At 70.7% G+C, this 24,734-nt stretch carries 22 protein-coding genes and 1 pseudogene; 8 read left to right on the top strand and 15 right to left on the bottom strand.

Features of this window, described 5'->3' with window-relative positions; genetic code table 11:
• The first annotated feature begins 9 nt into the window (after positions 1 to 9).
• From JNUCC0626_RS22715 to JNUCC0626_RS22730, 4 genes are all read left to right on the top strand, one after another.
• On the top strand, positions 10 to 792 hold the full coding sequence (locus tag JNUCC0626_RS22715) for an IclR family transcriptional regulator (RefSeq protein WP_394621789.1): 783 nt from the start codon (positions 10 to 12) through the stop codon (positions 790 to 792).
• Between the two features lie 77 nt (positions 793 to 869).
• Entirely contained in the window at positions 870 to 2,375 is a 1,506-nt protein-coding gene (locus JNUCC0626_RS22720) for a flavin-containing monooxygenase (RefSeq protein WP_394621790.1), read from the top strand.
• Positions 2,347 to 2,793 carry a cupin domain-containing protein gene (locus tag JNUCC0626_RS22725; RefSeq protein WP_355302445.1) on the top strand — a complete coding sequence of 149 codons (447 nt, stop codon included), beginning with the start codon at positions 2,347 to 2,349 and terminating at the stop codon, positions 2,791 to 2,793. Before JNUCC0626_RS22720 ends, JNUCC0626_RS22725 begins: the two co-directional genes overlap by 29 nt.
• Positions 2,790 to 3,149, top strand: coding sequence for a nuclear transport factor 2 family protein (locus JNUCC0626_RS22730; protein WP_394621791.1), 360 nt, complete (start codon positions 2,790 to 2,792; stop codon positions 3,147 to 3,149). Before JNUCC0626_RS22725 ends, JNUCC0626_RS22730 begins: the two co-directional genes overlap by 4 nt.
• 28 nt (positions 3,150 to 3,177) lie before the next feature.
• Here JNUCC0626_RS22730 and JNUCC0626_RS22735 read toward each other — a convergent pair whose 3' ends face one another.
• The 5 genes from JNUCC0626_RS22735 to JNUCC0626_RS22755 all read right to left on the bottom strand — a co-directional run bounded on the left by JNUCC0626_RS22735 (position 3,178) and on the right by JNUCC0626_RS22755 (position 7,922).
• Positions 3,178 to 4,974: an FAD-dependent monooxygenase gene (locus JNUCC0626_RS22735; protein ID WP_394621792.1), complete on the bottom strand. Its 1,797-nt coding sequence runs from the start codon at positions 4,972 to 4,974 to the stop codon at positions 3,178 to 3,180.
• A 2-nt stretch (positions 4,975 to 4,976) separates the two neighbouring features.
• Positions 4,977 to 5,339 carry a putative quinol monooxygenase gene (locus JNUCC0626_RS22740; protein ID WP_394621793.1) on the bottom strand — a complete coding sequence of 121 codons (363 nt, stop codon included), beginning with the start codon at positions 5,337 to 5,339 and terminating at the stop codon, positions 4,977 to 4,979.
• A gap of 209 nt (positions 5,340 to 5,548) precedes the next feature.
• Positions 5,549 to 6,577: a 6-phosphofructokinase gene (locus JNUCC0626_RS22745; protein ID WP_382431188.1), complete on the bottom strand. Its 1,029-nt coding sequence runs from the start codon at positions 6,575 to 6,577 to the stop codon at positions 5,549 to 5,551.
• Positions 6,578 to 6,653: 76 nt separating this feature from the next.
• Positions 6,654 to 7,166, bottom strand: coding sequence for a polyadenylate-specific 3'-exoribonuclease AS (locus JNUCC0626_RS22750; RefSeq protein WP_394621794.1), 513 nt, complete (start codon positions 7,164 to 7,166; stop codon positions 6,654 to 6,656).
• A gap of 21 nt (positions 7,167 to 7,187) precedes the next feature.
• Entirely contained in the window at positions 7,188 to 7,922 is a 735-nt protein-coding gene (locus JNUCC0626_RS22755; RefSeq protein ID WP_382439744.1) for a lysophospholipid acyltransferase family protein, read from the bottom strand.
• Between the two features lie 181 nt (positions 7,923 to 8,103).
• Here JNUCC0626_RS22755 and JNUCC0626_RS22760 point away from each other — a divergent pair, with 181 nt between their 5' ends.
• Complete coding sequence (locus JNUCC0626_RS22760; RefSeq protein WP_394621795.1) at positions 8,104 to 8,616, top strand: hypothetical protein; 513 nt, start codon at positions 8,104 to 8,106, stop codon at positions 8,614 to 8,616.
• 381 nt (positions 8,617 to 8,997) lie between these two features.
• Here JNUCC0626_RS22760 and JNUCC0626_RS22765 read toward each other — a convergent pair whose 3' ends face one another.
• From JNUCC0626_RS22765 to JNUCC0626_RS22790, 6 genes and pseudogenes are all read right to left on the bottom strand, one after another.
• Positions 8,998 to 9,999, bottom strand: a complete 1,002-nt coding sequence (locus JNUCC0626_RS22765) for an ROK family glucokinase (RefSeq protein WP_394622079.1) — start codon at positions 9,997 to 9,999, stop codon at positions 8,998 to 9,000.
• A 14-nt stretch (positions 10,000 to 10,013) separates the two neighbouring features.
• Positions 10,014 to 10,361 carry a hypothetical protein gene (locus JNUCC0626_RS22770; protein WP_394621796.1) on the bottom strand — a complete coding sequence of 116 codons (348 nt, stop codon included), beginning with the start codon at positions 10,359 to 10,361 and terminating at the stop codon, positions 10,014 to 10,016.
• Positions 10,362 to 10,373: 12 nt separating this feature from the next.
• Positions 10,374 to 11,580 (bottom strand): annotated as a pseudogene (locus tag JNUCC0626_RS22775) (ArsA family ATPase).
• Positions 11,577 to 12,017 carry an SRPBCC family protein gene (locus JNUCC0626_RS22780; protein ID WP_394622080.1) on the bottom strand — a complete coding sequence of 147 codons (441 nt, stop codon included), beginning with the start codon at positions 12,015 to 12,017 and terminating at the stop codon, positions 11,577 to 11,579. The pseudogene JNUCC0626_RS22775 and the gene JNUCC0626_RS22780 overlap by 4 nt, the downstream one beginning before the upstream one ends.
• A 23-nt stretch (positions 12,018 to 12,040) precedes the next feature.
• Entirely contained in the window at positions 12,041 to 12,829 is a 789-nt protein-coding gene (locus JNUCC0626_RS22785) for a metallophosphoesterase family protein (protein ID WP_394621797.1), read from the bottom strand.
• A gap of 57 nt (positions 12,830 to 12,886) precedes the next feature.
• On the bottom strand, positions 12,887 to 13,267 hold the full coding sequence (locus JNUCC0626_RS22790) for a polyketide cyclase / dehydrase and lipid transport (protein ID WP_394621798.1): 381 nt from the start codon (positions 13,265 to 13,267) through the stop codon (positions 12,887 to 12,889).
• Between the two features lie 98 nt (positions 13,268 to 13,365).
• On the opposite strand from JNUCC0626_RS22790, the gene JNUCC0626_RS22795 reads away from it, so the two are divergent.
• Both JNUCC0626_RS22795 and JNUCC0626_RS22800 read left to right on the top strand, forming a co-directional pair.
• Complete coding sequence (locus JNUCC0626_RS22795) at positions 13,366 to 15,162, top strand: AMP-dependent synthetase/ligase (RefSeq protein WP_394621799.1); 1,797 nt, start codon at positions 13,366 to 13,368, stop codon at positions 15,160 to 15,162.
• Between the two features lie 251 nt (positions 15,163 to 15,413).
• A complete protein-coding gene (locus tag JNUCC0626_RS22800) occupies positions 15,414 to 18,278 on the top strand; it encodes an AfsR/SARP family transcriptional regulator (protein WP_394621800.1) in 2,865 nt (954 codons plus the stop codon).
• Positions 18,279 to 18,479: 201 nt separating this feature from the next.
• On the opposite strand, the gene JNUCC0626_RS22805 is transcribed toward JNUCC0626_RS22800, so the two are convergent.
• The 4 genes from JNUCC0626_RS22805 to JNUCC0626_RS22820 all read right to left on the bottom strand — a co-directional run bounded on the left by JNUCC0626_RS22805 (position 18,480) and on the right by JNUCC0626_RS22820 (position 22,811).
• A complete protein-coding gene (locus JNUCC0626_RS22805; protein ID WP_394621801.1) occupies positions 18,480 to 19,583 on the bottom strand; it encodes a glycosyltransferase family 4 protein in 1,104 nt (367 codons plus the stop codon).
• A 9-nt stretch (positions 19,584 to 19,592) separates the two neighbouring features.
• Entirely contained in the window at positions 19,593 to 20,360 is a 768-nt protein-coding gene (locus tag JNUCC0626_RS22810) for a hypothetical protein (protein ID WP_394621802.1), read from the bottom strand.
• A 10-nt stretch (positions 20,361 to 20,370) separates the two neighbouring features.
• The gene (locus tag JNUCC0626_RS22815) at positions 20,371 to 21,375 is read right to left on the bottom strand and encodes a C40 family peptidase (protein ID WP_394621803.1); all 1,005 of its coding nucleotides are present in this window, start codon (positions 21,373 to 21,375) and stop codon (positions 20,371 to 20,373) included.
• Between the two features lie 65 nt (positions 21,376 to 21,440).
• Positions 21,441 to 22,811: an NYN domain-containing protein gene (locus tag JNUCC0626_RS22820; protein WP_394622081.1), complete on the bottom strand. Its 1,371-nt coding sequence runs from the start codon at positions 22,809 to 22,811 to the stop codon at positions 21,441 to 21,443.
• Between the two features lie 183 nt (positions 22,812 to 22,994).
• Here JNUCC0626_RS22820 and JNUCC0626_RS22825 point away from each other — a divergent pair, with 183 nt between their 5' ends.
• Positions 22,995 to 24,695 carry a DEDD exonuclease domain-containing protein gene (locus JNUCC0626_RS22825; RefSeq protein ID WP_394621804.1) on the top strand — a complete coding sequence of 567 codons (1,701 nt, stop codon included), beginning with the start codon at positions 22,995 to 22,997 and terminating at the stop codon, positions 24,693 to 24,695.
• Positions 24,696 to 24,734 lie beyond the last annotated feature (39 nt).

The raw sequence follows: 24,734 nt of genomic DNA on the forward strand, positions 1-24,734 counted from the left end.
TGACCAAGGATGAGTCCCAGTGACCGGGACTCGCAGTCAGGCGAGCCGAGCGGTTCACTCGAACGCGCGGCGGCAATCCTCGACGCGTTCGACGTCACGCACCGCGAACTCGGCCTCGCCGAACTGGTGCGCAGGTCCGGTCTGCCGCGGTCGACGGTGCACCGCACGGCGGGGCGGATGATCGAGCTCGGCTGGCTCGACAAGCCGGGCGACCGCTACCGGATCAGCACCGGTCTGTTCAAGCTCTCCAGCCTGGTGCCCGTGCGGCATGAGCTGCGCGAAGCCGTGTTGCCGTTCCTGCAGGACCTCTACGCCGCCGCCCGCGTGACGGTGCAGCTCGGCGTGCTGGACGGCACCCGCGTGCTGGTCGTGGACAAGATCACCGGGCACCGGCCGATGCCGATGCTCGACCAGGTCGGCGGCGTCATCCCGGCGCACTGCTCGGGGCTGGGCCGCGCGATGCTCGCCTACTCCGACCCGTCCACTGTGGACGCGGTGATCGCGGCAGGCCTGGAACGCCGCACACCGCGCACGATCACCAGCCCGACCACGTTGCGCCGTGAGCTCGCCGCGATCCCGGATCGGGGCTGGGCCTACGACCGCGAGGAGGGCATCGTCGGCATCAGCTGCATCGCCGCGCCCATCTTCAGCGCAGGTGGCGGGGTTGCGGCAGCCTTGTCGGTGACCGGGCCGAGCGCGGCGGTGCGTCCCGAACGGATCGGCCCGGCCGTGCGGATGGCGGCAGCGGCGGCGACGCGCGCCTACTCGACGCGGCGCTGGGAGTCCCACTAGCCGGGACTCCTGGTTGGTCGGCGACGCGGCCGCGCTCCACAGTGTGCTCCGTCACGTCCTCACCGAGGAGGCCCAGGATGCGAGTCGCGATCATCGGCGCCGGAGTCGCCGGCCTGACCACCGCGAAGGTGTTGTTGCAGGCAGGCCACGAGGTCGAGGTCTTCGACCGGACACCGGACGTCGGCGGCGTGTGGAGCCGCACCCGGCGCTACCCCGGGCTCACCACGCAGAGCCCCAAGGCCCAGTACTCGTTCTCGGACTTCCCGATGCCGAAGGACATGCCGGAGTGGCCGACCGGCGCGCAGGTGCAGGCGTACCTGGAGGCCTACACGTGGCACTTCGGCGTCGACGCGTGCCTGCGCCTCGAAACGACCGTGACGTCCGTGGTGCCCGTCGGCAGCGGTTGGGAACTGACCACGCACACAGGCACGACGTACCGCTACGACCGCGTTGTGGTGGCGAACGGCGTGTTCTGCGAACCGCTCGTGCCGGACTTCCCCGGCCGTGACGAGTTCGAGGCGGCCGGCGGGCGGGTGCTCGCGGGCACCGAGTTCCTCGACGTCGAGGAGGCGCGCGACAAGCACGCGCTCGTCGTCGGGTACGGCAAGTCCGCGTGCGACGTCACGGTGCCGATCAGCGGGGTCGCCGCGAGCACCGACATCATCGCGCGGCAGTTGCTGTGGAAGGTGCCGCGCAAGATCGGCGGTGTCGTGAACTTCAAGATGCTGTTGCTGACGCGCATGGGTGAGGGGCTGTTCCGCTACCGGTGGGTGCGCGGGTTCGAGAAGTTCCTGCACGGCCCCGCGAACCGCGTGCGGCGTTCGATGCTCAACTCGCTCGGCTCGGTGTCGGTGAAGCAGTTCGGGCTCGCGAAGCACGACCTGGTGCCGTCCGGGCAGATGGAGGACATCGTCAAGGGCGCGATCGGCCTGGCCACCGAGGGGTTCTTCGAGGGCGTCGAGGCCGGGGTGATCCGGGTGCACCGCGACCGGACTATCGCGCGGTTGAAGGCCGGTGGTGCCGAGCTTTCCGACGGCACGGTGCTGCCCGCAGACCTCGTCGTGTGCGCGACCGGGTTCACGCAGGGCGTGCCGTTCCTGCCCGATGCCGTCCAGGAGCGCCTGTTCGACGAGCGCGGGAACTTCCTGCTGTACCGGCAGATCCAGCCGATCGGTGTGCCCGGGCTCTACTTCAACGGCTACAACTCGTCGTTCTTCAGCCCGCTCAACGCGGAGATGGCGGCGTTGTGGATCGCGGCCGACCTGGTGGGAGCGCTCTCGCTCCCGAACGCCGACGCGCGCCGCGCGGACGTGGACGCGCAGCTGGCGTTCATGGACACCGCGACGAACCGGCACCACTGCCGCGGCACGAAGATCATCCCGTTCTCGCTCAAGAACGCCGACGAGGTGCTCGCCGATCTCGGGTTGCAGATCAGCCGCGCCACCCGCGCGTCGCACTGGCTCAACCCCGTCGCGCCCTCGGCGTACCGCAAGGTGACGCCCGCACTGCTCGCCCGGCTCAGTCGAAATGAGGTTGGAGACCATGGAAACCCCCGTGAAGCATCACGTCTACCGCAGCGGTGAGGGCACGAACGTCGGCGCGATCGGCCTGGGCATCTACACGCGGCTGACCGGCGCGGACACCAAGGGCGCCTACTCGTTGTTCGAGTACGTCGTGCCGCCGAACCTGGGCGGGCCTCCCACGCACATCCACTCGCGCGAGGACGAGCTGTTCACGTGCGTGCAGGGCCGGGTCGTGGTCGAGCTCGACGGCGAGGAACACGTGCTGGCGCAAGGGGATTCGCTGCTGATGCCGCGCGGGGTGCCGCACATGTTCCACAACCCGTTCGACGAGGAGACGCGGGTGGTGGCCGTGGTGTCGCCGCCCGGGCTGGAGAACTACTACCAGGCGTTGTCCGAACTGCCTCCCGGCCCGCGCGACATGAAGCTGGTCGCGGAGATCATGGTGCAGCACGGTCTTTCGCTGCAGAAGAAGCCATGACGCGCGCGGAGATGGTGCGGCAGATGTGTGCCGCCGTGGATTCCGGCGACGCCGAGGCGTTCGGTTCCTGGTTCGCCGCTGACGCTCGGTACGTGTTCGGCAACAACGAGCCGTTGATCGGGCGCGAGGCGGTGGTGGCGGCGACCGCCGGTGCCGCCGGGGCGTTGCCGTGGGTGCGGCACGTGGTCGACCAGGTGGCCGAGGTCGGGGACCAGCTGTTCTGCCGGTTCACCATCGAGACCGAGGCGCGGGACGGCAAGCAGCTCGCGTTGCCGTGCGTGACGGTGATCTGGCTGTCCGGGGACGAGATCGTGGACTACCGCGTGCACATGGACATAGCGCCCGCACTGGCGTGAAAGGGGCCCGGCTCGCCGGGCCCCTTTCTCATGCGGCCTGGACCTGCCGGCTGACCGGGTGGCGGAGGGTGCCGAGGAACCGTTGGCAGGCCTCGAAGTCGAGCTCGTCGCAGCGCCAGGCGACGTGGCCGTCCGGGCGGATCACGTACAGCGCCTGGGAATCCGGTTCGGTGAGGCCGAAGTGCTCGAACACCTGCGGCGAGTCGGCCCGGTGCACGCGGTCGTCCGTCCTCAGTTCGACGCGGGCGATCAGGTGGTGGACGACGTCGAGTTCGGCCAGAGCCTTGGTGTGCACGGCGATCTCGTCCGTCGTGAGGTGCTTGCGGGACAACGCGACGACGTGCAACTGGTAGTCCTGGAGCAGGTCGAACACCTGCTCGCGGTCGTTGATCCGGGCGTCCGGAACGCGCTGGCCCGCCAGAGGTCCCTTGAGCGAGTAGAGCAACTCGTTGACGTTGAGGTCGCTCGGCCGGTAGCCGAGGCTGATCTGACTGAGCCGCTGGAACGACTTGCGGTGCGGGATCGGTGCCGCCGACATCCGGCCGATCAGGAACGGGCCCGCGGTGTCGCGCAGCCACGCCTTGACGCCCTTCAGCCCGGCCGCGACGCGGTAGAGGCGGTCGGTGAACTTCAGCAGCCGGACGCCCGCGGGGTGTCGTTCGGCGGAGTAGGTGTCGAGCAGGTCGACGTCGTCGTTGATCGCGGTGGCGAGCTTCCAGGCGAGGTTGGCGGCGTCGTGCAGGCCGGTGTTCATGCCCTGGCCGCCCGCCGGGGAGTGGATGTGGGCGGCGTCGCCGACCAGGAACCCCCGGCCCTTGCGGTAGTCGTCGACGCCCTTGAGATGAACCTGGTAGCGGCTCGTCCAGATCGGTGCGCTGAGGGTGACGTCGAGGTTCATCGCCTTGCGGAGTTCCTGTTGCAGGGTGCCGAGCTCGAACTCGGCCTTCGGGTCGCCGAAGTCGGTGACCATGACCCTGGACGTCTCGGCGCCCTTGAGGGGCAGGAACAGGCCGATGCGCTCGCGGTTCATGAACACCCGGAAGTGCGCGTGGTCGAGCGGCCAGTCGACCTTGCAGTCGGCGAGCAGGTAGCGCTGGCCGTACTTGTCGCCGTCGAAGCTGATGCCGAGCTGCTGCCGGACGGTGCTGTGCGCGCCGTCGGCCCCGACGACGTACTGGGCGGTGATGGTCCGCTCGCCGATCTTCGCGGTGACGGCGTCGTCGGTCTGGTGCAGGTGCGTCAGCCGCGTGCCGCGGCGGACCGAGATGCCGTGCCGGGCGAGGTCCCGCAGCAGCACCTCCTCCACTTCGGACTGCGGCGCCATCAGGATGAACTGGTACGGCGTGGTCGCGGCCCTGGCCCGGTCGAAGTCGAGGCCGCCGACGTGCCTGCCCTTGATGTGGAAGCGGATGCCGGTGGTGACGACGCCGCGGTCGAGGAGTTCGTCGGCCAGTCCGATGCTCCGGAACAGCTCGATCGTGCGGGCCTGGACGGCGAACGCCCTCGACTCGGTGGCCGGACCGGCGTTGGCGTCGACCACGCACACCTTCACGCCCTGGCGGACCAGCAGTGCGGCGGTCATCAGGCCGCTCGGGCCCGCGCCGACGACGAGGACGTCGCAGTCGTAGCGGGGCAGTCGTGGTCCCGCGTGCTTCGGCGGGGCGACCGAGGGTTTCGGACGGGTGCGCGACTTGCCCAGGTTGACCAGGAATCCACGGCCCGGACGGGCAGTCACCTGAGGCAGCGGGTTGCCGGTGAGCCTGCCCCACATCTTCCTGGTGAGCAGGAACAGCACGGTGACGACGGCGAAGATCAGCAGGCCCACGGCTACCTCACCGCCGGCAGGTCGCTCGCCATGCGCAGGAACTGCTGCACGAGCGGTCCCTCGACCAGCGGCCCGATCGCCCGCACGAACTCCTGCACGTACGGCTCGGCGAGGTGCTTCTCGAGGTCCTGCTTCGACCGGAACATCTCGTAGATCACGAACTGCCGCCGGTCGGCGCGGTCGCGGTGGACGTGGAACTCGATCGAGCCCTCCTCCGCGCGCAACGGCTCGACCAGCCCGAGGATCAACGCCTCGACCTCGTCCTCGTGGCCCGGCTTGGCCGTGGCGAACCCGAGGTGGGTGTACGGGCCTGTCTCGTCGGCGTCCGGCTCGGGCAGGACCGGTGCTACTCGCGCGTCGCTCATCAGCTCTCCTGAGGCTGCTCAACGGATGGTGAATTCACCATCGCAGTCAGCGAGAGCGCGATCACAGCGCGAGTCCCAGCGAGCGGGACTGTCACACGGACCGGACACCGGCGGTATACAAGCCGAATGCCGGGTGTCGACTGTGCGTCGACACCCGGCATTCGCGAGCTGATATATCGGATATCGGGCCCGAGGATCAGGCCCAGATATCACGCCCCGAAGAAGACCTCGGCCTCTTCGTAGCGCTCGGTCGGGACCGTCTTGAGCTCCGCGGTCGCCTCGGACAGCTTCACCCGGACGATGTCGGTGCCGCGCAGCGCGACCATCGTGCCGAAGTCACCGGCGGCGACGGCGTCGACGGCGTGCAGGCCGAAGCGGGTCGCGAGGACGCGGTCGTAGGCGGTCGGCGTGCCACCGCGCTGGATGTGGCCGAGGACGGCCGCGCGGGACTCCTTGCCGGTGCGGTCCGCGATCTCCTCCGCGAGCCACTGGCCGACGCCACCGAGGCGGACGTGACCGAAGGCGTCGCGCTCACCGGAGTGCAGCACCTCGGCGCCGCCCTCGGGGATCGCACCCTCGGCGACGACGATGATCGGGGCGAACTCGCTCTCGAAGCGGCGCTCGACCCACTCGACGACCTTCTCGACGCTGAACGGGCGCTCCGGGACGAGGATGACGTTCGCGCCACCGGCGAGGCCCGAGTGCAGCGCGATCCAGCCCGCGTGCCGGCCCATGACCTCGACGACGAGCGCACGGTGGTGCGACTCGGCCGTGGTGCGGAGGCGGTCGATGGCCTCGGTCGCGATGTGCACGGCCGTGTCGAAGCCGAACGTGTAGTCCGTGGCGCCGAGGTCGTTGTCGATCGTCTTCGGCACACCGACGACGCCGATGCCGTCGTCCGTCAGGCGCTTCGCGACACCCAGGGTGTCCTCGCCGCCGATCGCGATGATGGCGTCGATGTTGTTCGCCGCGATGGTCTCGCGGATGCGGTCGACACCGCCCTCGACCTTGTACGGGTTGGTGCGCGACGAGCCCAGGATGGTGCCACCGCGGGTGAGGATCTCCTCGACGTCCGCGAGGCCGATCTCCTTGGTGAGGTTCTCGATCGGGCCCTGCCACCCGTTGCGGAACCCGACGATCTCCCAGCCGTGTGCCTTGATGCCCTTGCGGACCACGGCCCGGATCACGGCGTTCAGACCGGGGCAGTCACCACCGCCAGTGAGCACACCGATGCGCATCTGCTTCCCCATCTCTCGTGTTCTGTGTCACGCAGACTTTCACGAGCTGTATCGGTGCAGCAACGCGGGGTCTCACCTACCGGACAGGAAACCCGATTTTGAGCCGCTGCTCCTCGATCACCTTCCAGCGCGCGAGGTTGTGCCGGGCGTCGGCGAGGGCGTCGTGGGCGTCCGCCGGAGGGGCGGGCAGCTTGGGGCGGCCGACGTCGTCCCAGCGCTGCCGCAGGTCGCGCGTGAACCGGGGCAGCGCGCGCGGCAACGCCGGCATGGCACCCCAGAGCTGCGCCAACGCCACGTGGTCGTACGCGGCGAACCACGCCCACAGCTCGACCTCGTCGCGCGCCGCGTTGCGGGCGTTCAGGAAGTCGAGCAGGTCCTCGCGGATGCGGGCACGGCTGCGCCACGCCTTGTCCGCGGGCGAGGGCAGCTGGTTGAGGACGTTCTGCCGCACCCACGGCCCCGCGCGATCGGGGTCGAACTCGGTGGACACGGCGTAGAACTCGCGGCCTTCCTCGTCGACCACACCGATCGACACCAGGTCGATCGTCAGCCCGTCCTCGATGAACTCACAGTCGTAGAAAAACCGCACCGCGACACCCTAGGGGTGCGGTCAGCTCGCCTTCTTCTCGGGCACCCGGTCGCTCTTCTTGCCCTGTTCGGGCACGTCGGCGGTCTGCTCCTTGGCCTTGGCCGCGTAGACGTCGACGTACTCCTGGCCGGAGAGCTCCATCAACGCGTACATGATCTCGTCGGTGATGGACCGCAGCACGAACCTGTCACCGGACAGGCCCTCGTAGCGGGAGAAGTCGAGCGGCTTGCCGATCTTGATGCGGATCGGGTGCGGCTTCCACATGCGCGAGCCGATGGGGTTGGCCTTGTCCGTGCCGAACATCGCGACCGGGATGACCGGCGCACCGGACTCCAGCGCGATCCACGCGACGCCGACCTTGCCCTTGTACAGCCGCGCGTCGGGCGAGCGCGTGCCCTCGGGGTAGATGCCGAGCAGCTTGCCCTCGCGCACGATCCGGACGCCGGTGTCGAGCGCTCCCTGCGCGGCGGACGCGCTGGACCGGTCGATCGGCACCTGGCCGACGCCGGAGAAGAACCACTTCTGCAGCCGGCCCTTGATCCCCGTGCCGGTGAAGTACTCGATCTTCGCCGGGAAGGTCACCCGCCGCGACAGCATCAGCGGCAGGAAGAACGAGTCGGAGACGGCGAGGTGGTTGCTCGCCAGGATGGCGCCGCCGTCCTTCGGGATGTTCTCGGCGCCCTCGATGATCTTCGGCTGGAAGAACAGCCGCAGAATCGGTCCCAGGAGGACGTGCTTCATCAACCAGTACAGCACCTTGGGAAGCGCCTCCCTTAAGACCCCGCGAACCTTGATCCCGACAATCAGCCTACGGAGCCGACCGCACCTCACACAACGAGTCCCGTCTTAGTGCGTCACGCCGACCGCTGAGCCGACTGCCGTAACCCGCAACACATCCCGCCCGTGCAACGATGTGGGGTCAGAGGGTTGCTGCTTTGTGGAGAGGCTCTGGATGAACGCCCGGCGCGACTCGACCGACGGACCGGAGAACGTCGACGAGCTCTTTGCCGAGATCGTCGCGGGTCTCGAACGGGACGGGGTCGGCAAGGACTGGCTCGACCTGGACGAGGCGAACGCGGACACCGACGACGGCCCGGACGGCGCCCGCGACGGTGATCGCAGTGGACCGGACGCGCGCACGGCCGTCGCCGACGAGCCCGTGCCGGACCTCGACGACGAGCCGAAATACCGAGATCCGGCCGACGAGGACCACTACGTCCCGCCGGAGCCGCCGCCGTTCCCGGTGCTGCGCGCCTCGACGTTCGCGGCGCTCGGCCTGTTCGTGCTGGGCATCCTGCTGCTGGTCGTGCCGGGCATCTTCGGCCTCCAGTCGAGCATCGGCACGCCCCTGTCGCTGGTCGCGCTGTGCGCGGGCGTCGGCTGGCTGATCCTGCGCATGCGCAACACCCCGCCACCGGACTCGGGCTGGGACGACGGCGCCCAGGTGTGACACGTCACATCCCGTTCGGTAACGGCGTGATAACGGCCACTCAAACCTTCAGATAACGATTCGGTCATGCTTACCGTGGCGCTCATGGACCAGATGCAGCACCTGATGATGGCCCGCGCCATGGCGACCCTGAGCAAGAAGGACGCGGAGCGCGCCAAGCGCCGCCGCCCGCGCATCCTGCGCCTGCTCGGCCGCTAGCTCCCCCGGTCCGGCCGCAGCGGGCCGGACGCTTCTGCACAGTTCTGGAGACCGTGTTCGCGGCGGGTGAACAACCCCGACACACCCGCCGCGACACTCCAATATCCGATATATCAGCCACTCCGGCCCTGCCTACGGCGACGACTTCGACGACTTCGACGACTTCGACGACTTCGACGAGCGTCAGGAGCGGCGGGAGTTCTTGGCCAGAGAGTTCTTGGCCGCGGAGTTCTTGGCCAGAGGGTTCTTGCTCAGCGAAGCGGCCATCTCGCGGGCCAGCGTCGCCGCGCCCACGATGCCCGCGTCGTCGCCGAGCTGCGCCGTGCGGATGCGCGCCAGCGGACGGTGCCCCGCCCCGGTAACGACGGCGGCGTAGCGCTCGCGGGCGTCGTCGAGGAACAGCGGCGCCGACGTCGACACCCCTCCCCCGATGACGATCACCTCGGGGTCGTAGACGTCCGCGACGAGCGCGAGGCCCTCGCCGAGCCAGCGGGCCAGGTCGGCCATCGCGCGCTTGGCCAGCGGGTCGCCGTCGCGGGCCGCACCCGCCACGCGGCGGCCCGTCACGGCACGCGAGTCGCCGGCGGCCTCGCGGGCCAGGACCGTGGACACGCCGGGGTGCTTCGCCAGCAGTTCGACGGCCGTCGCGCTGAGGGCTGTGCCGCTGCAGTAGCGCTCCCAGCAGCCGTTCTTGCCGCACGGGCAGGGGCGGCCGTCCGGGACGACGCGCAGGTGGCCCAGTTCGGGGGCGACGCCGTGGGCGCCGCGGAAGACCTCGCCGTTGAGCAGCAGCGCGGCGCCGATGCCGGTGCCGATCGCGACCAGCACCGCGGTCTTGGCGCCGCGGGCCGCGCCGAAGCGGTGTTCGGCGAGGGCGGCGGCGTTCGCGTCGTGTTCCAGCACCACCGGCATGCCGAGGCGGTCGCTCATGCGGTCGGCGACGTCGGCCTGCCGCCACGCCAGGTGCGGCGCGAACCGGACCGTGCGGCGGTCCGAGGCGATGAAGCCCGCGACGGCGAGGCCGACGGCGTTCACCGCGTGGCGGTCCGCCACCTCCTCGACGGCGGCGACGATCGCGTCTTCCAACGCGCGCTCGCCCGCGGGCGTGGGGGCGCGGGAGGTGTCCAGGACGGAGCCGCGCGGGTCCACGACGCCCGCGCGCACGCTGGTGCCACCGATGTCCACTCCGACGGTGAGCACTAGTCGGACTTCCTGACGACCTTGATGTGCTGCACGCGCTGACCGGGGTCGGGCGCGGGTTCGGCGTCCGAGGCCGGTGGCGGCGGGGTGCCGGGTTCGCGCAGGGCCGCCCGCAGCACCGCGACCAGGCCCGCCGCGTGTTCGGCGGCCTTCGCGGCCAGTTCGGAGCGGTCGCCGCGGAGCAGCGCCACGCCGTTGCACAGCGGGCACCAGCCGCACGTCTCGGGCGTGTGCCCGCCGTCGCCCGCCTCCGCGACGCGCTGCAACCACGGCTGCATGCGCTCGGCGGCGGTGTCGATCAGCAGCCGCAGCTCCTCGGCGAGCTTGCCTGCGTTGTCCTGGGTCATCTTCAAGCTCTCCTAGCGCCACAGCGAGGGGTCTGGACGGAACCCCACCGTCACGCCACCCGAGTCCATCTCCGCATCGGTGACGATGCAGCGCCTCAACAACGACGGCAGCGCCACGAGCCGACGCCTGCTGTCGACCGTCAACGCCAGATCGTCGCCCACGCGCGCGAGGTCCAGCTCCGTGTCGTCGGAGAGCGGCAACGCGATCCGCAGCGAGTACCGGGCGTCGAGGCCGCGTCCACTGCCCGACACCTCCAGCATCGACGCCGAGTCCGCATCCCCCGGCAGCGGATCCGCGGAGCCGTAGAGCTGCTCGGCGACCTCCAGCAACGCCGGCACGCCCACGGGCTCCGACGCGCGGTGGTCGACCGTGCGGATCTCGCCGATGCCGGTCAGCTCGGCCAGCACCGCGTCCTGCTCGTGCCGGCGGGTGCGCAGCCACGAGGCAGCGGCCCCGCGCGGCACCCGGCGAGGGCACGAGGCGGTTCGCGATCACGCTGTCGACCCGGATTCCCTGCAACGCCAGCGCCGTCAGCGTGCGGCGGGTCTCGGCGGCGACGACGCGTTCGGGCGTCAGCACCAGCCGCACCGAGCACGACGCCGGGTCCGCGAGCATCGACCGCAGCGCGTCCAGGCGTTCGGCGAGACGGCTCAGGGCGTCGGCCGTCGCGTCCCACTTCTCGACGGTCCCGGTGCCCGCGACGCCCGCCAGCAACCCGCGCACCACGCGCCGGTGCGTCGGGAAGAGCCGTTCGAGGTAGCCCGCGAACGCCTCCGGCAACGACAGCAGCCGCAACGTCTCCGCGGTCGGCCCGCAGTCGACGACCACGACCTCCCACGGCCCGGACGCGGCCAGGCGCCGCACCTCGGCGAGCGCCAGCAGTTCCTCGACGCCGGGCAGCACGGTGAGTTCCTCGGCGTCGAGCTCGTCGACGCCGGCCCCCGCCAGCACGGTCCTCAGGTGGCCGCGCAGCTCACCCCACGCCTCGTCGACGAGGCCGCGCGGGTCGATCTGGCACGCGTACAGACCGGCGGTTCCGTCCACTTCGGACGGTTCGGCGCCGAGCCGCACGTCGAGCGCGTCGCCCAGCGAGTGCGCGGGGTCGGTGGACACCACGAGCGCCTTGCGGCCGTTCGCCGCCAGCGAGGCGGCGGTGGCGGCCGACAAGGTCGTCTTGCCGACCCCGCCCTTGCCGGTGAAGAGCAGGACCCGGCTCAAGCCGCCTTCTCCGCGCGCTTCTTGAGCTCCTTGAGCGCGGTGTCGAGGATCAGCTTCTCGGCCTTGCGGCGGAACAGGCCGATCATCGGGATCACCAGCTGCACCGAGAGCGTGTAGGTGACCTTGGTGCCGGTGCCGGACGGCGCGAGCACGTAGCTGCCCTGCTGCGCCTTCTGCATGGTGCCCTTGACGAGCTCCCACTTCACCGACAGACCGTCGGCGGCCCAGTCGTACTTCAGGGTGTACTCGTCCTTCACGGGACCCTGGTCGATCGCGAACCGCACCTGCTCGGCACGGCCGTCGTCGCGGGTGTCGAGGACCTCGACTTCCTTCATCCCGTTCGCCCAGTCCGGGTACGACGGGAAGTCCGCGATGATCGCCATGATCTTCTCAGGCGGAGCGTCGATGACGATGGACTGAGTGGACTCGTCGGCCATGAACGTGGAGGTTACTCGCGTGGTCACCAGTTGAGGACGTGAGGCTTGCCGCTGCGCTGGAAATGCCCGACGTTCACGCACTCGGTGAAGCCGACCCGCACCCTGCGCGCCAACGGCTGGTGCACGTGCCCGAACACCGACCAGCGCGGACGTTCGCGGACGATCTTGTCCAGCGCGGCCCGCGAGCCCCACTCGGGACGGCGCGCGACGACGTCGTAGGTGAGTTCCGGCACGAGCGGCGGGATGTGCGTGCACAGCACGTCGACCTGGCCCATCCGGTCGAGCGCGGCGGCCATGTCGTCCTCCGTGCGCAGGTACGGGAACCACGGCGCGTTGGGGTTGCGCACGAGTCCGGGCACCATCAGCCCACCACCCGCGAAGCCGAACTTGAGCCCGCCGATCTCCGCGGCCTCGCCGTCGAGGACGTGCACGCCGACCCCGGCGAACTGGGGCCACAGGTGCGGACTGTCCACATTGCCCGGTGTCGCGTAGGTCGGCGCGGACATGGCCGCGAACAACGCCGTGTACTGCTCCAGCACCGCTTCTTCGACCACGGACCGGGCGTCGGCGAGACCGTCCCACAGGGAACGGATGTAGCTCGCCGTGTCCGCGCGGCGCGTGCCGCGTCTCAACTCGGCGAAGATCCCGACCTTCTCGGCGCCGAAGACGCGGCCGAGGATGCCCTTGGAGTGGTCGTGGTAGTCGACGAAGTCGATCAGGTCGCCGAGCACGACCAGAGCGTCCGCGCCCTCACCGGCGCGCGCCAGCGCCTCCGCGTTGCCGTGCACATCCGAGACCACGTGAACCCGCACGCTTCCAACTTAGTTGACGCGCTTGGGGGTGTTCAGCGGGACGCACGTCCAGCAAGATCACACGGACGGAGGGCATCCGGCCGGACGACCGTCCTCCAGCGTCAGCTTGAGCCCCAGCGAGACCGACTTGGCGTCGAGCTGACGGCGTTGCACCTCGCGGCGGGCGTCGCGGGGGGTGAACGGTCCGGTGGGTGAGTCAGCACGGAGGAAGTAGTGCAGCACAGTGCCGTCGAGCACCGGCTCGAGCCAGACCTCCATCGTGCCGGCGAGCGCGCCGCCGACCGTCCAGCGCAGCCCCTCCTCGCCCCGGTCGGCGTAGACGTCGAGCTCCAGATCGGGCCAGAACTGACGCCACGACGAGGGCGTCGCGAAGGCGGCGGCGACCACTCTGGGTGGTACCGCGAGGAAGGTCTCGTCGACGACGTCCACGCTGGCCATAAGGACAAAAGGTAACGGAAGGGCGTACCAACCTTTGTATCGCCGGAATCACACGCTAGGTTTCCCCACCAGTAACATTTCACCGTACGGAGGTTGACGTGCGCGAGTTCAGCGTCCCCGCCACCGCCGCTGTGGCTCCGGAGGAAAACCTCACCGACATGGTGTGGGCCAACGCGGAGCGCTTCGGCAACGCCGTCAGCTTCCGCAGGCAGGTCGACGGCACCTGGGTCGACATCACCGCGCGTGACTTCGCCGCGCAGGTCATGGCCGTCGCGAAGGGCCTGGTAGCCGCCGGTCTGCAGCTCGGCGACCGAGTCGGTTTGGTCTCCAAGACGCGCTACGAGTGGTCGTTGCTCGACTTCGCCATCTGGGCGGCGGGCGGCGTCGTGGTGCCGATCTACGAGACGTCGTCGGCGGACCAGATCGAGTGGATCCTGTCCGACTCCGGCGCGGCGGCGGTGTTCGTCGAGGCGTCGTCGCACCGCGCGATGGTCGACGACGTCGTCGGCAAGCTGCCCGAGCTGCGCCACGTGTGGCAGATCGAGGGAACGGCTGCCGCCGTCGACGAGTTGACGGCGCTGGGTGCCGAGATCACCGACGAGCAGGTGCACGAGCGCCGCGGCGAGGTGAAGGCGGACGCCACGGCGACGCTGGTCTACACGTCCGGCACGACCGGCCGTCCCAAGGGCTGCACGCTGACGCACCGCAACCTGCTGTCCGAGGTGCGGTCGGCGCTGTCGCGGTTCCCGGAGATCCTCACGGCCGGCAACTCGCTGCTGCTGTTCCTGCCGCTCGCGCACATCCTGGCGCGTGCCCTGTACCTCTCCTGCGTGTACTCGCGGGCGACGCTGGGCCACACCGCGGACGTGAAGAACCTCGTCGAGGACCTCGGTCAGTTCCGCCCGACGTTCGTCGTCGCGGTGCCGCGCGTGTTCGAGAAGGTCTACAACGGCGCGAAGCAGAAGGCGCACGCCGGCGGCAAGGGCAAGATCTTCGACGCGGCCGAGGCCACGTCGGTCGAGTACAGCCAGGCGCTCGACAACGGCGGTCCCGGCTTCGGGCTGCGGATCAAGCACGCGGTGTTCGACAAGCTGGTGTTCTCGAAGCTGCGCGGAGCACTCGGCGGGCGGGCGATCGCGGCCGTCTCCGGTGGCGCGCCGCTGGGTGACCGGCTGTCGCACTTCTTCCGCGGCGCGGGCATCCCGGTCTACGAGGGCTACGGCCTGACGGAGACGTCGGCGGCGGCCTGCGTGACGTTCCGCGGCCAGGAGAAGGTCGGCACGGTCGGTCTGCCGGTGCCTGGCACGTCGGTGAAGATCGCCGAGGACGGCGAGATCCTGATCAAGGGTGACATCGTCTTCACCGGCTACTGGAACAACGAGGAAGCCACCAAGGAGGCCCTCGAGGACGGCTGGTTCCACACCGGGGACATCGGCGAGCTCGACAACGACGGGTTCCTGAAGATCACGGGTCGCAAGAAGGAGATCATCGTCACCGCCGGTGGCAAGAACGTCTCCCCGGCGCAGCTCGAGGACCGGATCCGGGCGCACCCGCTGATCTCGCAGTGCATGGTCGTCGGCGACAAGCAGCCGTTCATCGGCGCGCTGATCACGATCGACCCGGAGTTCTTCCCGTCGTGGAAGGAGTCGCGCGGCAAGCCCGCGTCGGCCGAGGTGCCCGACCTGATCGAGGACGCGGACCTGCTGGCCGAGATCCAGGCCGTCGTGGACGAGGCGAACAAGTCGGTGTCGAAGGCCGAGGCGATCCGGAAGTTCCGGGTGCTGCCGGTCGACTTCACCGAGGCGGGTGGCGAGATGACGCCGTCGCTGAAGCTGAAGAGGTCGGTCGTCGCGACCACCTACTCGGCCGACATCGACGCGATCTACGCCAAGTAACCGCAGGTCGGAATACGCGAAAGGCCCAGGAGCTGAGAGAGAGCTCCTGGGCCTTTCGACCCCCAGCGATCGTGATCCGCGGAGACTTCCGCAGAACCCGAGAAGTTGTTGCCCCGGCCCCCCGACCGGGACATGGAGAAGATTGCCTTACGGCGCTGACGTATCGCTGACGCGCCGATGTCACTTGGCGACAGCGCGCTAATAGGCTGTGCGGCAGACGGGGATCATCTGGCTCGCACGAGGGGTAGGCAATGGCTTCGGGTCCGCAGTTCCGGCTGCTCGGCCCGATGGAAGTACGCCTGGACGGCGCTGCTGTCGTGCTGCGAGCGGGCAAGCACAGAGCGTTGCTGGCGGCGTTGCTGCTGCGGCCGAACCGCGTCGTTCCCGTGACGGAACTCGTCGAGCACGTGTGGGGGGACACACCGCCCGCGCGCACGCGAGGCACGGTGCAGACGTACGTCATGCGGTTGCGCGCGGCGCTGGGTGATCCGTCGTTGATCCAGACGGCCGCGGACGGTTACCGGATGCGGGTGGACCCGTTGACCGTGGACGCGCACCGGTTCGCGGACGCGGCGGCGCGCGGGCGGGTGGCGGCGGCCGCCGATGACCTGGACGCGGCGCGTAAGGCGTTCGCCGAGGCGTTGGAGTTGTGGCGCGGGCCGGTGCTGTCGGACGTGCCGTCGGAGACGTTGTACAGCGAGCACGCGCCACGGCTGACCGAGCTGCTGATGACCGTGCACGAGCAGCGGATCGACGTCGAACTCGCGCTGGGCAACCACGCCGACCTGGTGCCGGAGCTGTTCGGGCTGACGCGGGACCACCCGTTGCGGGAGAGGTTCTGGGCGCAGCTGATGCTCGCGTTGTACCGGTCCAGCAGGCAGGCGGAGGCCCTGGAGGCGTTCCGGCAGCTCGACCGGACGTTGGACGAGCAGCTGAGCATCGACCCGTCGGCCGAGCTGCGGTCGTTGCACCAGGCGATCCTGGAGGGGTCGCCCGCGCTCGCGGCGCCCGTCGTGGCCGCGGTGGCGGTGCGGGAACCTGCCTCGCCGATGCGGCTGCCGGACGACATCACGGACTTCACCGGACGGTCGGCGCACGTGGACCGGATCTCCGGGCTGGTCACGGGGTCGGTGCCGATCGTGACGCTGGCCGGGCCGCCGGGGGTGGGCAAGACGACGCTGGCCGTGCACGCGGCGCACCTGCTGCGGGACCGGTTCCCGGACGGGCAGCTCTACGTCGACCTGCGCGGGTACGCGTTGGGGGCGCCGGCGGACGGCGTGGACGTGCTGTCGCGCTTCCTGCGGGCGCTGGGGGTGCCGGCGGACGAGATCCCGCCCGACCTGGACGAGCAGAGCACGATGCTGCGGTCGTTGCTGTCGGGCCGGCGGATGCTGCTGGTGCTGGACAACGCCTCGGCGCCGGACCAGGTGCGGCCGTTGCTGCCGGGGACCGCGTCGTGCCGGGTGATCGTGACGTCGCGGGACGACCTGCGCGGGCTGATCGCCCTCAACGGAGCGCGGACCGTGCCGGTGGACGTCTTCTCGGCTTCGGAGTCTGCTTCGTTGCTGACGAAGCTGCTCGGACCGGGCTCGCACGCCGAACTGGCCGAACGCTGCGGGCACCTGCCGCTGGCGTTGCGGGTGGCGGCGGCGTACCTGGCGGGCCGCGACGACGTGACGATCTCCGGCTCGCCGATCGAACTCGCCTACGCCGCCCTGCCGCCGGCCCCGCAACGCCTGTTCCGACTGTTGTCGCTGGTCCCAGGCCCGGACTTCACCGCAGAGGCCGCGTCCGCGCTGGCCGACGTCGACGCCGAGGGCCTGCTGACCGTGCTCGAGATCGCCCGCCTGGTCGTGTCCGCAGGCCCTGGCCGTTACCGCCTGCACGACGAACTCGTCCGCTACGCCGCCGCGCTGCGCGAGGAGTCCGACAGCCCGTCCGAGCAGCGGGCCTCCTGGACCGCCCTGCTGAACCACTACCAGCGCGGCGTCGACCGCTGCGCCGAGCTCCTCTACCCCGGCATCGTGCGGCTGGCGTCCGCCGCCACCGGACCGGCGCCCCGCATCCCCGGCGCCGCCGAGGCCCTCGCATGGCTCGACGCGGAACGCCCGAACCTGATCGCCGCCATCCGCCACGCCGCCGAACACGGCCCTGCCGACATGGCCTGGCAACTGGCCGACGCCCTGCGCGGCTACCTCTGGATCGGCCAGCACGTCGGCGAATGGCTCGCGACGGCCCACCACGGCCTGCAAGCCGCCGAGGCGTCCGCACACCGCCCGGCCGAGGCCGCCATGCACGCGAACCTGGGCACCCTCTACCTGCGCCTCGGCGAGTACGCGCGCTCGGTCGACCACCACGACCGCGCCGCCCGCCTGTACCGGGACCTGGGCGACGAGGACGCCGAAGCGGGCGTGCTGAACAACCTCAGCCTCGTGCACCGCCGCTCCGGCAACCTCACCGCCGCCCGCGAGGTCCTGCTGCACTGCATGGAGATGCTGCGCTCGTCGTCCGCCGACACCATCAGCACCAGCCTGTACAACCTGGGCCAGCTCTCCGTCGAACTGGGCGAGATCGACGGCGCCGTCGAACACTTCGCCCAGGCCCTCGCCCTCGTCCCGAACGCCGACAGCCACACGTACCTCGGCATGGCCCTGCGCCTGCAGGGCCGCCTCGACGAGGCCCGCGCCCACCTCGACCGCGCCCTGGAGATCGGCAACGTCCCCGCCGGCGAGGCCGAAACCCTGGAGAACCTCGCCGCCGTCGAACTCGCCGCCGGCAACACCGACGCGGCCGCGTCGCTGGCGACCCGCGCCCTGCGTCTGGTGGCCGACGGCGGCGACCAGCAGGTCGCGACCTCGGCCCGCATCACCTTGGGCGAGATCCGCCGCGCCGCCTCGGACCTCGACGACGCCGCCGAGGACTACCAGCAGGCCCTCACCACGGCCCGGCGCATCGGCTACGCCTCGGGCGAGGTGCGCGCGCTCATCGGACTGGCCGTGGTGCTGCGTGACCGCGGCCGCGACGCCGACTCCCGTGCAGCGGCCGACCAGGCTGTGCGGCGCGGCGCCGAACTGGGCCTGCGCGCCCTGGAACTCCGTGCCCGCGAACTCGCCTGACCTGCACCGATATCCGATATATCAGTGGCCGCGCGGATGACAACGTTGTCTTCCGCTGCTCATGACTGTCAAGCTCGACCACGACGTCAATGTCGTCAACATCGAGGTCATCAACATCGTCAACGTCGCCGTCAACATGTCAACGTCATCAACGTTGACATGTTGACGAGATCAACGTTGACGACATGCGGTACGTCTCGGTCAACCAATGAGGGATTCGAGGCGGTGCGCGAGTTGATCCCAGCGCCAGTGGTCGCTGACCCACTCCCGGCCGGCGCGCCCCATCTTGGCCGCGGTCTCGGGGTCGGCGAGCAGCGAGGCGATCCGTTCGGCGACGTTCTCGACGTCGCGGCCGTCGACGACGTTGCCGGTGATGCCGTCGCGCACGGTCTCCGGCGCACCGCCGGACCGTCCGGCCACGACGGGCAGGCCGGTCGCGGACGCCTCCAGGTAGACGATGCCGAGGCCTTCGACATCAAGGCCGCGGCCGCGCGTGCGGCAGGGCATCGCGAAGACGTCGCCGGCGTTGTAGTGCGCGGGCAGTTCCTCCCACGGCACGGACCCGGTCAGCACGATGTCGCGCGAGCCGGCGGCGAGCTTCTCCAGCGTCGACCGGTACGGGCCGCCGCCGACGATCAGCAGTGCGGCGTCCGGCACCGTCCGCTGGATCAAGGGCAGCGCGCGGATCAACATGTCCTGCCCCTTGCGCGGCACCAGGCGCGACACGCACACGATCACCGGCCGGTCGCCGAGGCCGTACCGGCGGCGCATCTCGGCACGCGCGGCCGGGTCCGGGCGGTACAGCTCGGTGTCCACACCGGACGGCAGGTGCTCCAACGCCGCCATCGGGCCGAACGCCGCCGCGAACCGCGAGCGGGTGTAGCGGCTGACGTAGGTCACGACGTCCACACCGGACCCGATCGCGCGCAACGCCTGCCGCGCCACCGGCAGCATCGACCAGCCGACCTCGTGGCCATGGGTGCACGCCACCGCGCGGCTCAGGCCTAGTGACGGCGCCAGCAACGCGAGCGGGGCGGCCGCACCGAACCAGGCGGCCTCGCACGACTCGGCGCGGGCGATCTCGCGGGCGCGGGACAGGACGTCCGGCGTCGGCAGCATCAACGACGTGGGGTGCCGCACCACCGGGAACGGCTGTTCGGCGTCGAACTCGGCAGCGCCCTTCCACTTCGGCGCGTACACGACGAGCGAGTCCGCGGGCATCCGTGTCGCCAAAGCGTGCAGGTAGGACTGGATGCCACCGGGGCGGGGCGGGAAGTCGTTGGTCACCAGCAAGGTTCGACGCACGAACCAACGCTATCCGATGCTCGCGCGCAGGAACTCACGCCAGCCCGCGACGTCGACCACGGCGGGATCCACAGCGGACAGCGACGCGGTGCGCAGGAAGAAGTCGACGACCCCGCGCTCCCCCAGCCCCGACTCGAGGTAGGCCATGATCGAGTACGCCTGCTGGTAGGCGAGGTCACGACCGGAGCCGCCGAAGTCGGACGGCAGCGCCGACACGTCGGACGTGAGCAACGGGGCGGCCTGCCGCAGCGACAGCCTCAGGCCGTGGAACGCCACCCAGTCCGCGAACCCCTCCACCAGCCACAGCGGCGCCGAGTCCGAGGTCAGGTCACGGGTCGCGACGTGCGTGATCTCGTGCCGCAGCAACACCCGCAGTTCGAGGTCCGTCAACGCCGACGCGCGCACCCGGTTGAGCACGACCCGCTGCCCGGCACCGTCGCGGATCGCGATCCCGGCCATGTCCGCGAACGCCGGTCCGACGAGCGCGACGAGGTCGTCGTCCGAGGCCGGGACGACGACGTCGACCCGCCGGCCCCAACCGATATCCAATATATCGGCGACCTCGCGCACCGAGGAGTCCAGCAACCCCGACACCCGCGTCGCCAGCTCCGAGTCGCAGGAACTGCTGGTGACGGTGCCCGACGAAGTCGTCAGCACGGCCTCGTGGCACCGGTCGGCAGCAGCAGGACGCACCTCGGCGGGCCGCAACGCGACGCTGAGGCTCAGCAGGAACGTCATGGCGACGGTGACCGCCATCAACGTCCGCAGGTGCTTCACCGGCGCAACGCTAGCCCTCGATGCGCCGAATCACCGCGATGGGCCCGATGGCGTCGATCGGCGCGATCTTCACCGGCTGCCCCTCGGTCGCGGCGTGCACGGCGCGGTCGCCGTCGACAGCCATCGCGACGTGAGAGCGACTCGGGTAGTAGACGATCAGGTCGCCCGCGCGGACCTCGCCGCGCGACACGACACGTCCGACCCCGGCCTGACCACCCGAGGTGCGCGGAATCGTGAACCCGGCGGCGGCGTACGCCTTCATCGTCAGCCCGGAGCAGTCCCAGCCCTCGGGCCCGACACCGCCGTACTGGTACGAGTCGCCGCGCTGCCCCAGCGCGAACGTCAGCGCCTGCCCCGCCACCCCGGCCGGCACGCTGACCTGCGCCCGGTCACCTGGATCGCGGAGCTGGTTCACCACGGGAGTGGGCAGTCGCGTCAACGCCGACCGCACCTCGTTGATCTGCGTCTGCAACGCCGCGTTGCGCGCGTCCAGGTCGCCCTTCAGCTTCTCGGCCGCCGCTGTCGTCTCCGCGGCACGCGCGCGGGCGTCCTCCGCCACCTGGTGCGCCTGCTGGGCCTGGTCGACCGCGCCGGACAGCCGTGCGATCGACTCCGCCTTGTCTGCGGCCAGCACGCGCATCATCTCGAGGCGGTTCAGGAAGTCCTGCTGCGAGTCCGCGACCAGCAACGCCGACAGCTGGTTGAACCGGGCGCCCTCGAACGACGCCTGGGCGATGAGGTCCACCTGCCCCTGGAAGTCGTCCCGGTCGCGCCTGGCCTGCCGCTCGACCTGCTGCGCCGCCCCGACCGTCGCGGTCGCGCGGTCGAGTTCGGCCTTGCGCCGCACGAGATCTTCATGCGCCAGCAGGACTTCCTCGTTGAGCTTGGTCGCCTGCGCGGTCAGTTCCGCGTACGCGCGCGCGGGATCAGCCGGTTGCGCCGCTAAGGACACAGCCGGAGTCACCGGAACCAACAACACGAGAACCACGAGAATGCGGGTGAAGTTGCGCGACATGAGGTCGCCGATCCCCTTCGCCAGAACCAGACCGTCAAGATCGACGGCGTCAGGCTACCGGGTGATCAAACGCGCCCGAGACGGGCCAGCAACACAGCGGACGGCACCGGGTGCGCACCCCGCCGGCGCACCGAATCCGCGACCGCGCGATCCGACGTCACCACCACCACGGGCCGCCCCTCGGGCTCCGCGGTGACCAGCGCGCGGATCACGTCATCAGCCAGAACACCGGGGTCGCTGAACAGCACGCGCACGCCCCGAGGAGCGGCGGCGGGCACGGCGACCACACCGGCGCCGTCGAACACCAGCGTCACCTCCGCACCCGTGCGCGCGGCGAGCACCGCGAGCTGGTGCACGAGCCGATCGCGCTGATCCGACAACGACAGCTCCGGATAGCCGGTCTTCGTGACGTTGTAGCCGTCCACCACCAGGTGCACCGCGGGCAACGCCAGCAGCCGGTCCAAAGCCGCCGGGTCCTCCACCCGTCCCACGGCCCCCTGCGACGCGCTGGCGCCCCGCACGAGGTCAGCAGGACGCGGTCCGCTGCCGCCCAGAGCGAGCTCACGACGCAGGCCCGTGACGGCACCGTCGAGCGTGTCGACGAGCAACGCGAGCCGCACCTCGTCGGCCTGCCGGGCCTCGCGCGCGGACTGCCGCGCCACCTCGGCGTCGGCGATCGCGCGCTGGGCCTTGCCGCGCTCGGTCTCCGCGCGTTCCCGTTCGCGGTCGCGTTCGGCGGACACCTGCTTGACCTCGGCCGCGGTCCGCACCTGGATCTTGTCGACCTCGACGGCGGCGGCCTCGGCGGCGTCCTTGGCCTCGCGCAGTTTCACGCCCTGCTCGCGCAACCGCTTGCGCAGGCGTTCCAGCTCGATCTCGGCGTCCGCGCGGACGCGTTCGGCGGCACCGTCGAGCTGGGTGCGCTCGGCCCGCAGCCGTTCCAGCTCGCCTTCCAGCCGTTCCGCGCGCACGACGGCGGCGTCCCGTTCGGCGCGCAACGTCGCGTCGCCGACCCGCCGCGACACCAGCTCCACGTAGTGCAGCGCGACGTCGTCACCGGTCAGCACCGCCGCCGCGGCCGCCGTCACCGGGTCCGGCGACGTCACCTCGAGCGTCGACGGCCTGTTCTTGCGCAGCCACTCGACGACGGCGGTGCGGAAGTTCGCCGAGTCCCGCAGCCCCGCGACCACCTGCGGCCCGCCCAGCCGCGCGCGCTTGGTCGGCGCGAACTTCGCCACCGGGCGCAGGTGCTGCGGCACGTCGACCTTCGCCATCTCGCCCAACGCGTCCGCGCCCAGTTCCGCGAGTCTCACCCGCAGCGGTTCGGGCAGCGCCGACCAGTCCACAGTGGATTCTTCCGGGGATTCCTCGACAGAATCTTCCACGGCGGACTCACCCGCCTCCTCAGCAGGCAGGTCGATCTCCGGGTCGGGCATCGGGTCGGACACCCCCACAGGCTAGAGCCCTCGCGCTTGAGCAGCGCACGGACGTGTCCGCCCTTCGGAACAACGATCTGGAAAAGATCACCCGAACGCCACTCCAATGGAGCAACCGCAGGTCAGAGCACGCTCAAAGATCAGCTCCAAAAATTGTCAGACCCCGTCGCTAACGTCAGCCCCGTGACCGGACAACTGTCCTTCGACGAACTCGGGACGCCCCTGCGCGACACGACGTTCGTCGTCTTCGACCTGGAGACGACGGGCGGCAGCAACGAGGAGGACGCCGTCACCGAGATCGGCGCGGTGAAGGTGCGCGGCGGTGTGGTCCTCGGCGAGTTCGCCACTCTCGTCGACCCCGAACGCGGCATCCCGCCGATGGTGGCGCAGCTGACCGGGATCACGCAGCTGATGGTGACGGGCGCGCCGACGATGAAGACGGTGCTGCCCGCGTTCCTGGAGTTCGCCGCTGGGTCGGTGCTGGTCGCGCACAACTCGGGGTTCGACGTCGGGTTCATGAAGGCCGCCTGCGAACGGCACGGTTATCGCTGGCCGAAGCCGTCGGTGGTGTGCACGGTGAAGCTCGCCCGCCGCGTCCTGAGCCGCGACGAGGCGCCGTCGTGCCGTCTGTCCGCGCTGTCGGACCTCTTCCAGACCGAGACCAAGCCCACGCACCGCGCGCTCGCCGACGCCCGCACGACGGTCGAGGTGCTGCACTCGTTGCTGGAGCGCGTCGGCAACGTCGGCGTGCACTCGCTCGAAGAACTGCTGGCGTACCTGCCGGAGGTGACGCCGGAACAGCGCCGCAAGCGTTCCCTGGCCGCCCACCTGCCCCACTCGCCGGGCGTGTACCTGTTCCGCGGCCCGAGCGAGGAGGTGCTCTACGTGGGCACGGCGTCGGACCTGCGCCGCCGCGTCCGCCAGTACTTCACGGCCAGCGAGGGCCGCCGCCGGTTGCGCGAGTTGGTCGCCCTGGCGGTCCGTGTGGACGCCGTGGAGTGCGCGCACCCGCTGGAGGCCGAGGTGCGCGAACTCCGGCTCTTACGCGCGCACCGTCCCGCCTACAACCGACGGTCGAAGAACCCGCACCACGCGTGGTGGCTGACGCTGACCGACGAACCGTTCCCCCGGATCTCGCTGGTGCGCACCCCGCGCGACGGAGCGCTGGGCCCGTTCCGCACGCGCCAGGCGGCCGAGTCGGTGGCCGACGCCCTGCTGGACGCCGTGCCGCTGCGCTCCTGCACCATCAAGATCCCGGCGACGAACCAGCGCGCCTCGCCCTGTGCGCTCGCCGAACTGGACCGCTGCCAGGCCCCCTGCGCGGGCCACCAGACCGTCGCCGAGTACTCCCCCGCCGTCATCGCGGTGCAGGACCTCGTCGTGGGCCGCAACGCCGACCCGCTGCGCGCCCTCGCCACCCAGCTCACCGGCCTGGCCTCGGCCGAACGCTTCGAGGAGGCCGCCCGCCGCCGCGACCGCCTGGCGGGCCTGGTGCGTTCCCTGGACCGGGCGCAACGCCTCGCCGCCCTGGCCGCGCTGCCCCAGCTGGTGGCCGCGAGACCGGACAAGGAGGGCGGCTGGGAGTTCTCCGTCGTCCGCTACGGCCGTCTCGCCTCCGCGGGCGTGGCACGCCGGGGCACGCGGCCGATGCCGGTGGTCGACGCCCTCGTCGCGTCGGCCGAGACCGTCGTCCCGACCCCCGGCCCGCTCCGGGGCGCCCCGCCGGAAGAGGCAGGCGTCGTGCTGCGCTGGCTCGACCAGCCCGGCACCCGTCTCGTCTACGCGGACGAACCGTGGTCGTCGCCCGCCGGTGCCGCCGCGGCCTGGGTGCCGTGGGCCGAACAGGCCGCCGGTGCGCGCCCGATCCACGACCGCTGGAACTGACCCCGGGGCAGCGCGACGTCCTCACGCCCGTGATCAGGC

The organism is Lentzea sp. JNUCC 0626, from assembly GCF_043632865.1.
Classification (GTDB): domain Bacteria; phylum Actinomycetota; class Actinomycetes; order Mycobacteriales; family Pseudonocardiaceae; genus Lentzea.

Excerpts from the sequence above, each read along its gene's own strand:
- JNUCC0626_RS22715 (WP_394621789.1), top strand. The coding sequence starts at position 10 with ATGAGTCCCAGTGACCGGGACTCGCAGTCAGGCGAGCCGAGCGGTTCA.
- JNUCC0626_RS22720 (WP_394621790.1), top strand. The coding sequence starts at position 870 with ATGCGAGTCGCGATCATCGGCGCCGGAGTCGCCGGCCTGACCACCGCG.
- JNUCC0626_RS22740 (WP_394621793.1), bottom strand. The coding sequence starts at position 5,339 with ATGAGCGACGCGCGAGTAGCACCGGTCCTGCCCGAGCCGGACGCCGAC.
- JNUCC0626_RS22800 (WP_394621800.1), top strand. The coding sequence starts at position 15,414 with ATGGCTTCGGGTCCGCAGTTCCGGCTGCTCGGCCCGATGGAAGTACGC.
- JNUCC0626_RS22815 (WP_394621803.1), bottom strand. The coding sequence starts at position 21,375 with ATGTCGCGCAACTTCACCCGCATTCTCGTGGTTCTCGTGTTGTTGGTT.
- JNUCC0626_RS22820 (WP_394622081.1), bottom strand. The coding sequence starts at position 22,811 with ATGCCCGACCCGGAGATCGACCTGCCTGCTGAGGAGGCGGGTGAGTCC.
- JNUCC0626_RS22780 (WP_394622080.1), bottom strand. The coding sequence starts at position 12,017 with ATGGCCGACGAGTCCACTCAGTCCATCGTCATCGACGCTCCGCCTGAG.
- JNUCC0626_RS22790 (WP_394621798.1), bottom strand. The coding sequence starts at position 13,267 with ATGGCCAGCGTGGACGTCGTCGACGAGACCTTCCTCGCGGTACCACCC.
- JNUCC0626_RS22730 (WP_394621791.1), top strand. The coding sequence starts at position 2,790 with ATGACGCGCGCGGAGATGGTGCGGCAGATGTGTGCCGCCGTGGATTCC.
- JNUCC0626_RS22745 (WP_382431188.1), bottom strand. The coding sequence starts at position 6,577 with ATGCGCATCGGTGTGCTCACTGGCGGTGGTGACTGCCCCGGTCTGAAC.
- JNUCC0626_RS22770 (WP_394621796.1), bottom strand. The coding sequence starts at position 10,361 with ATGACCCAGGACAACGCAGGCAAGCTCGCCGAGGAGCTGCGGCTGCTG.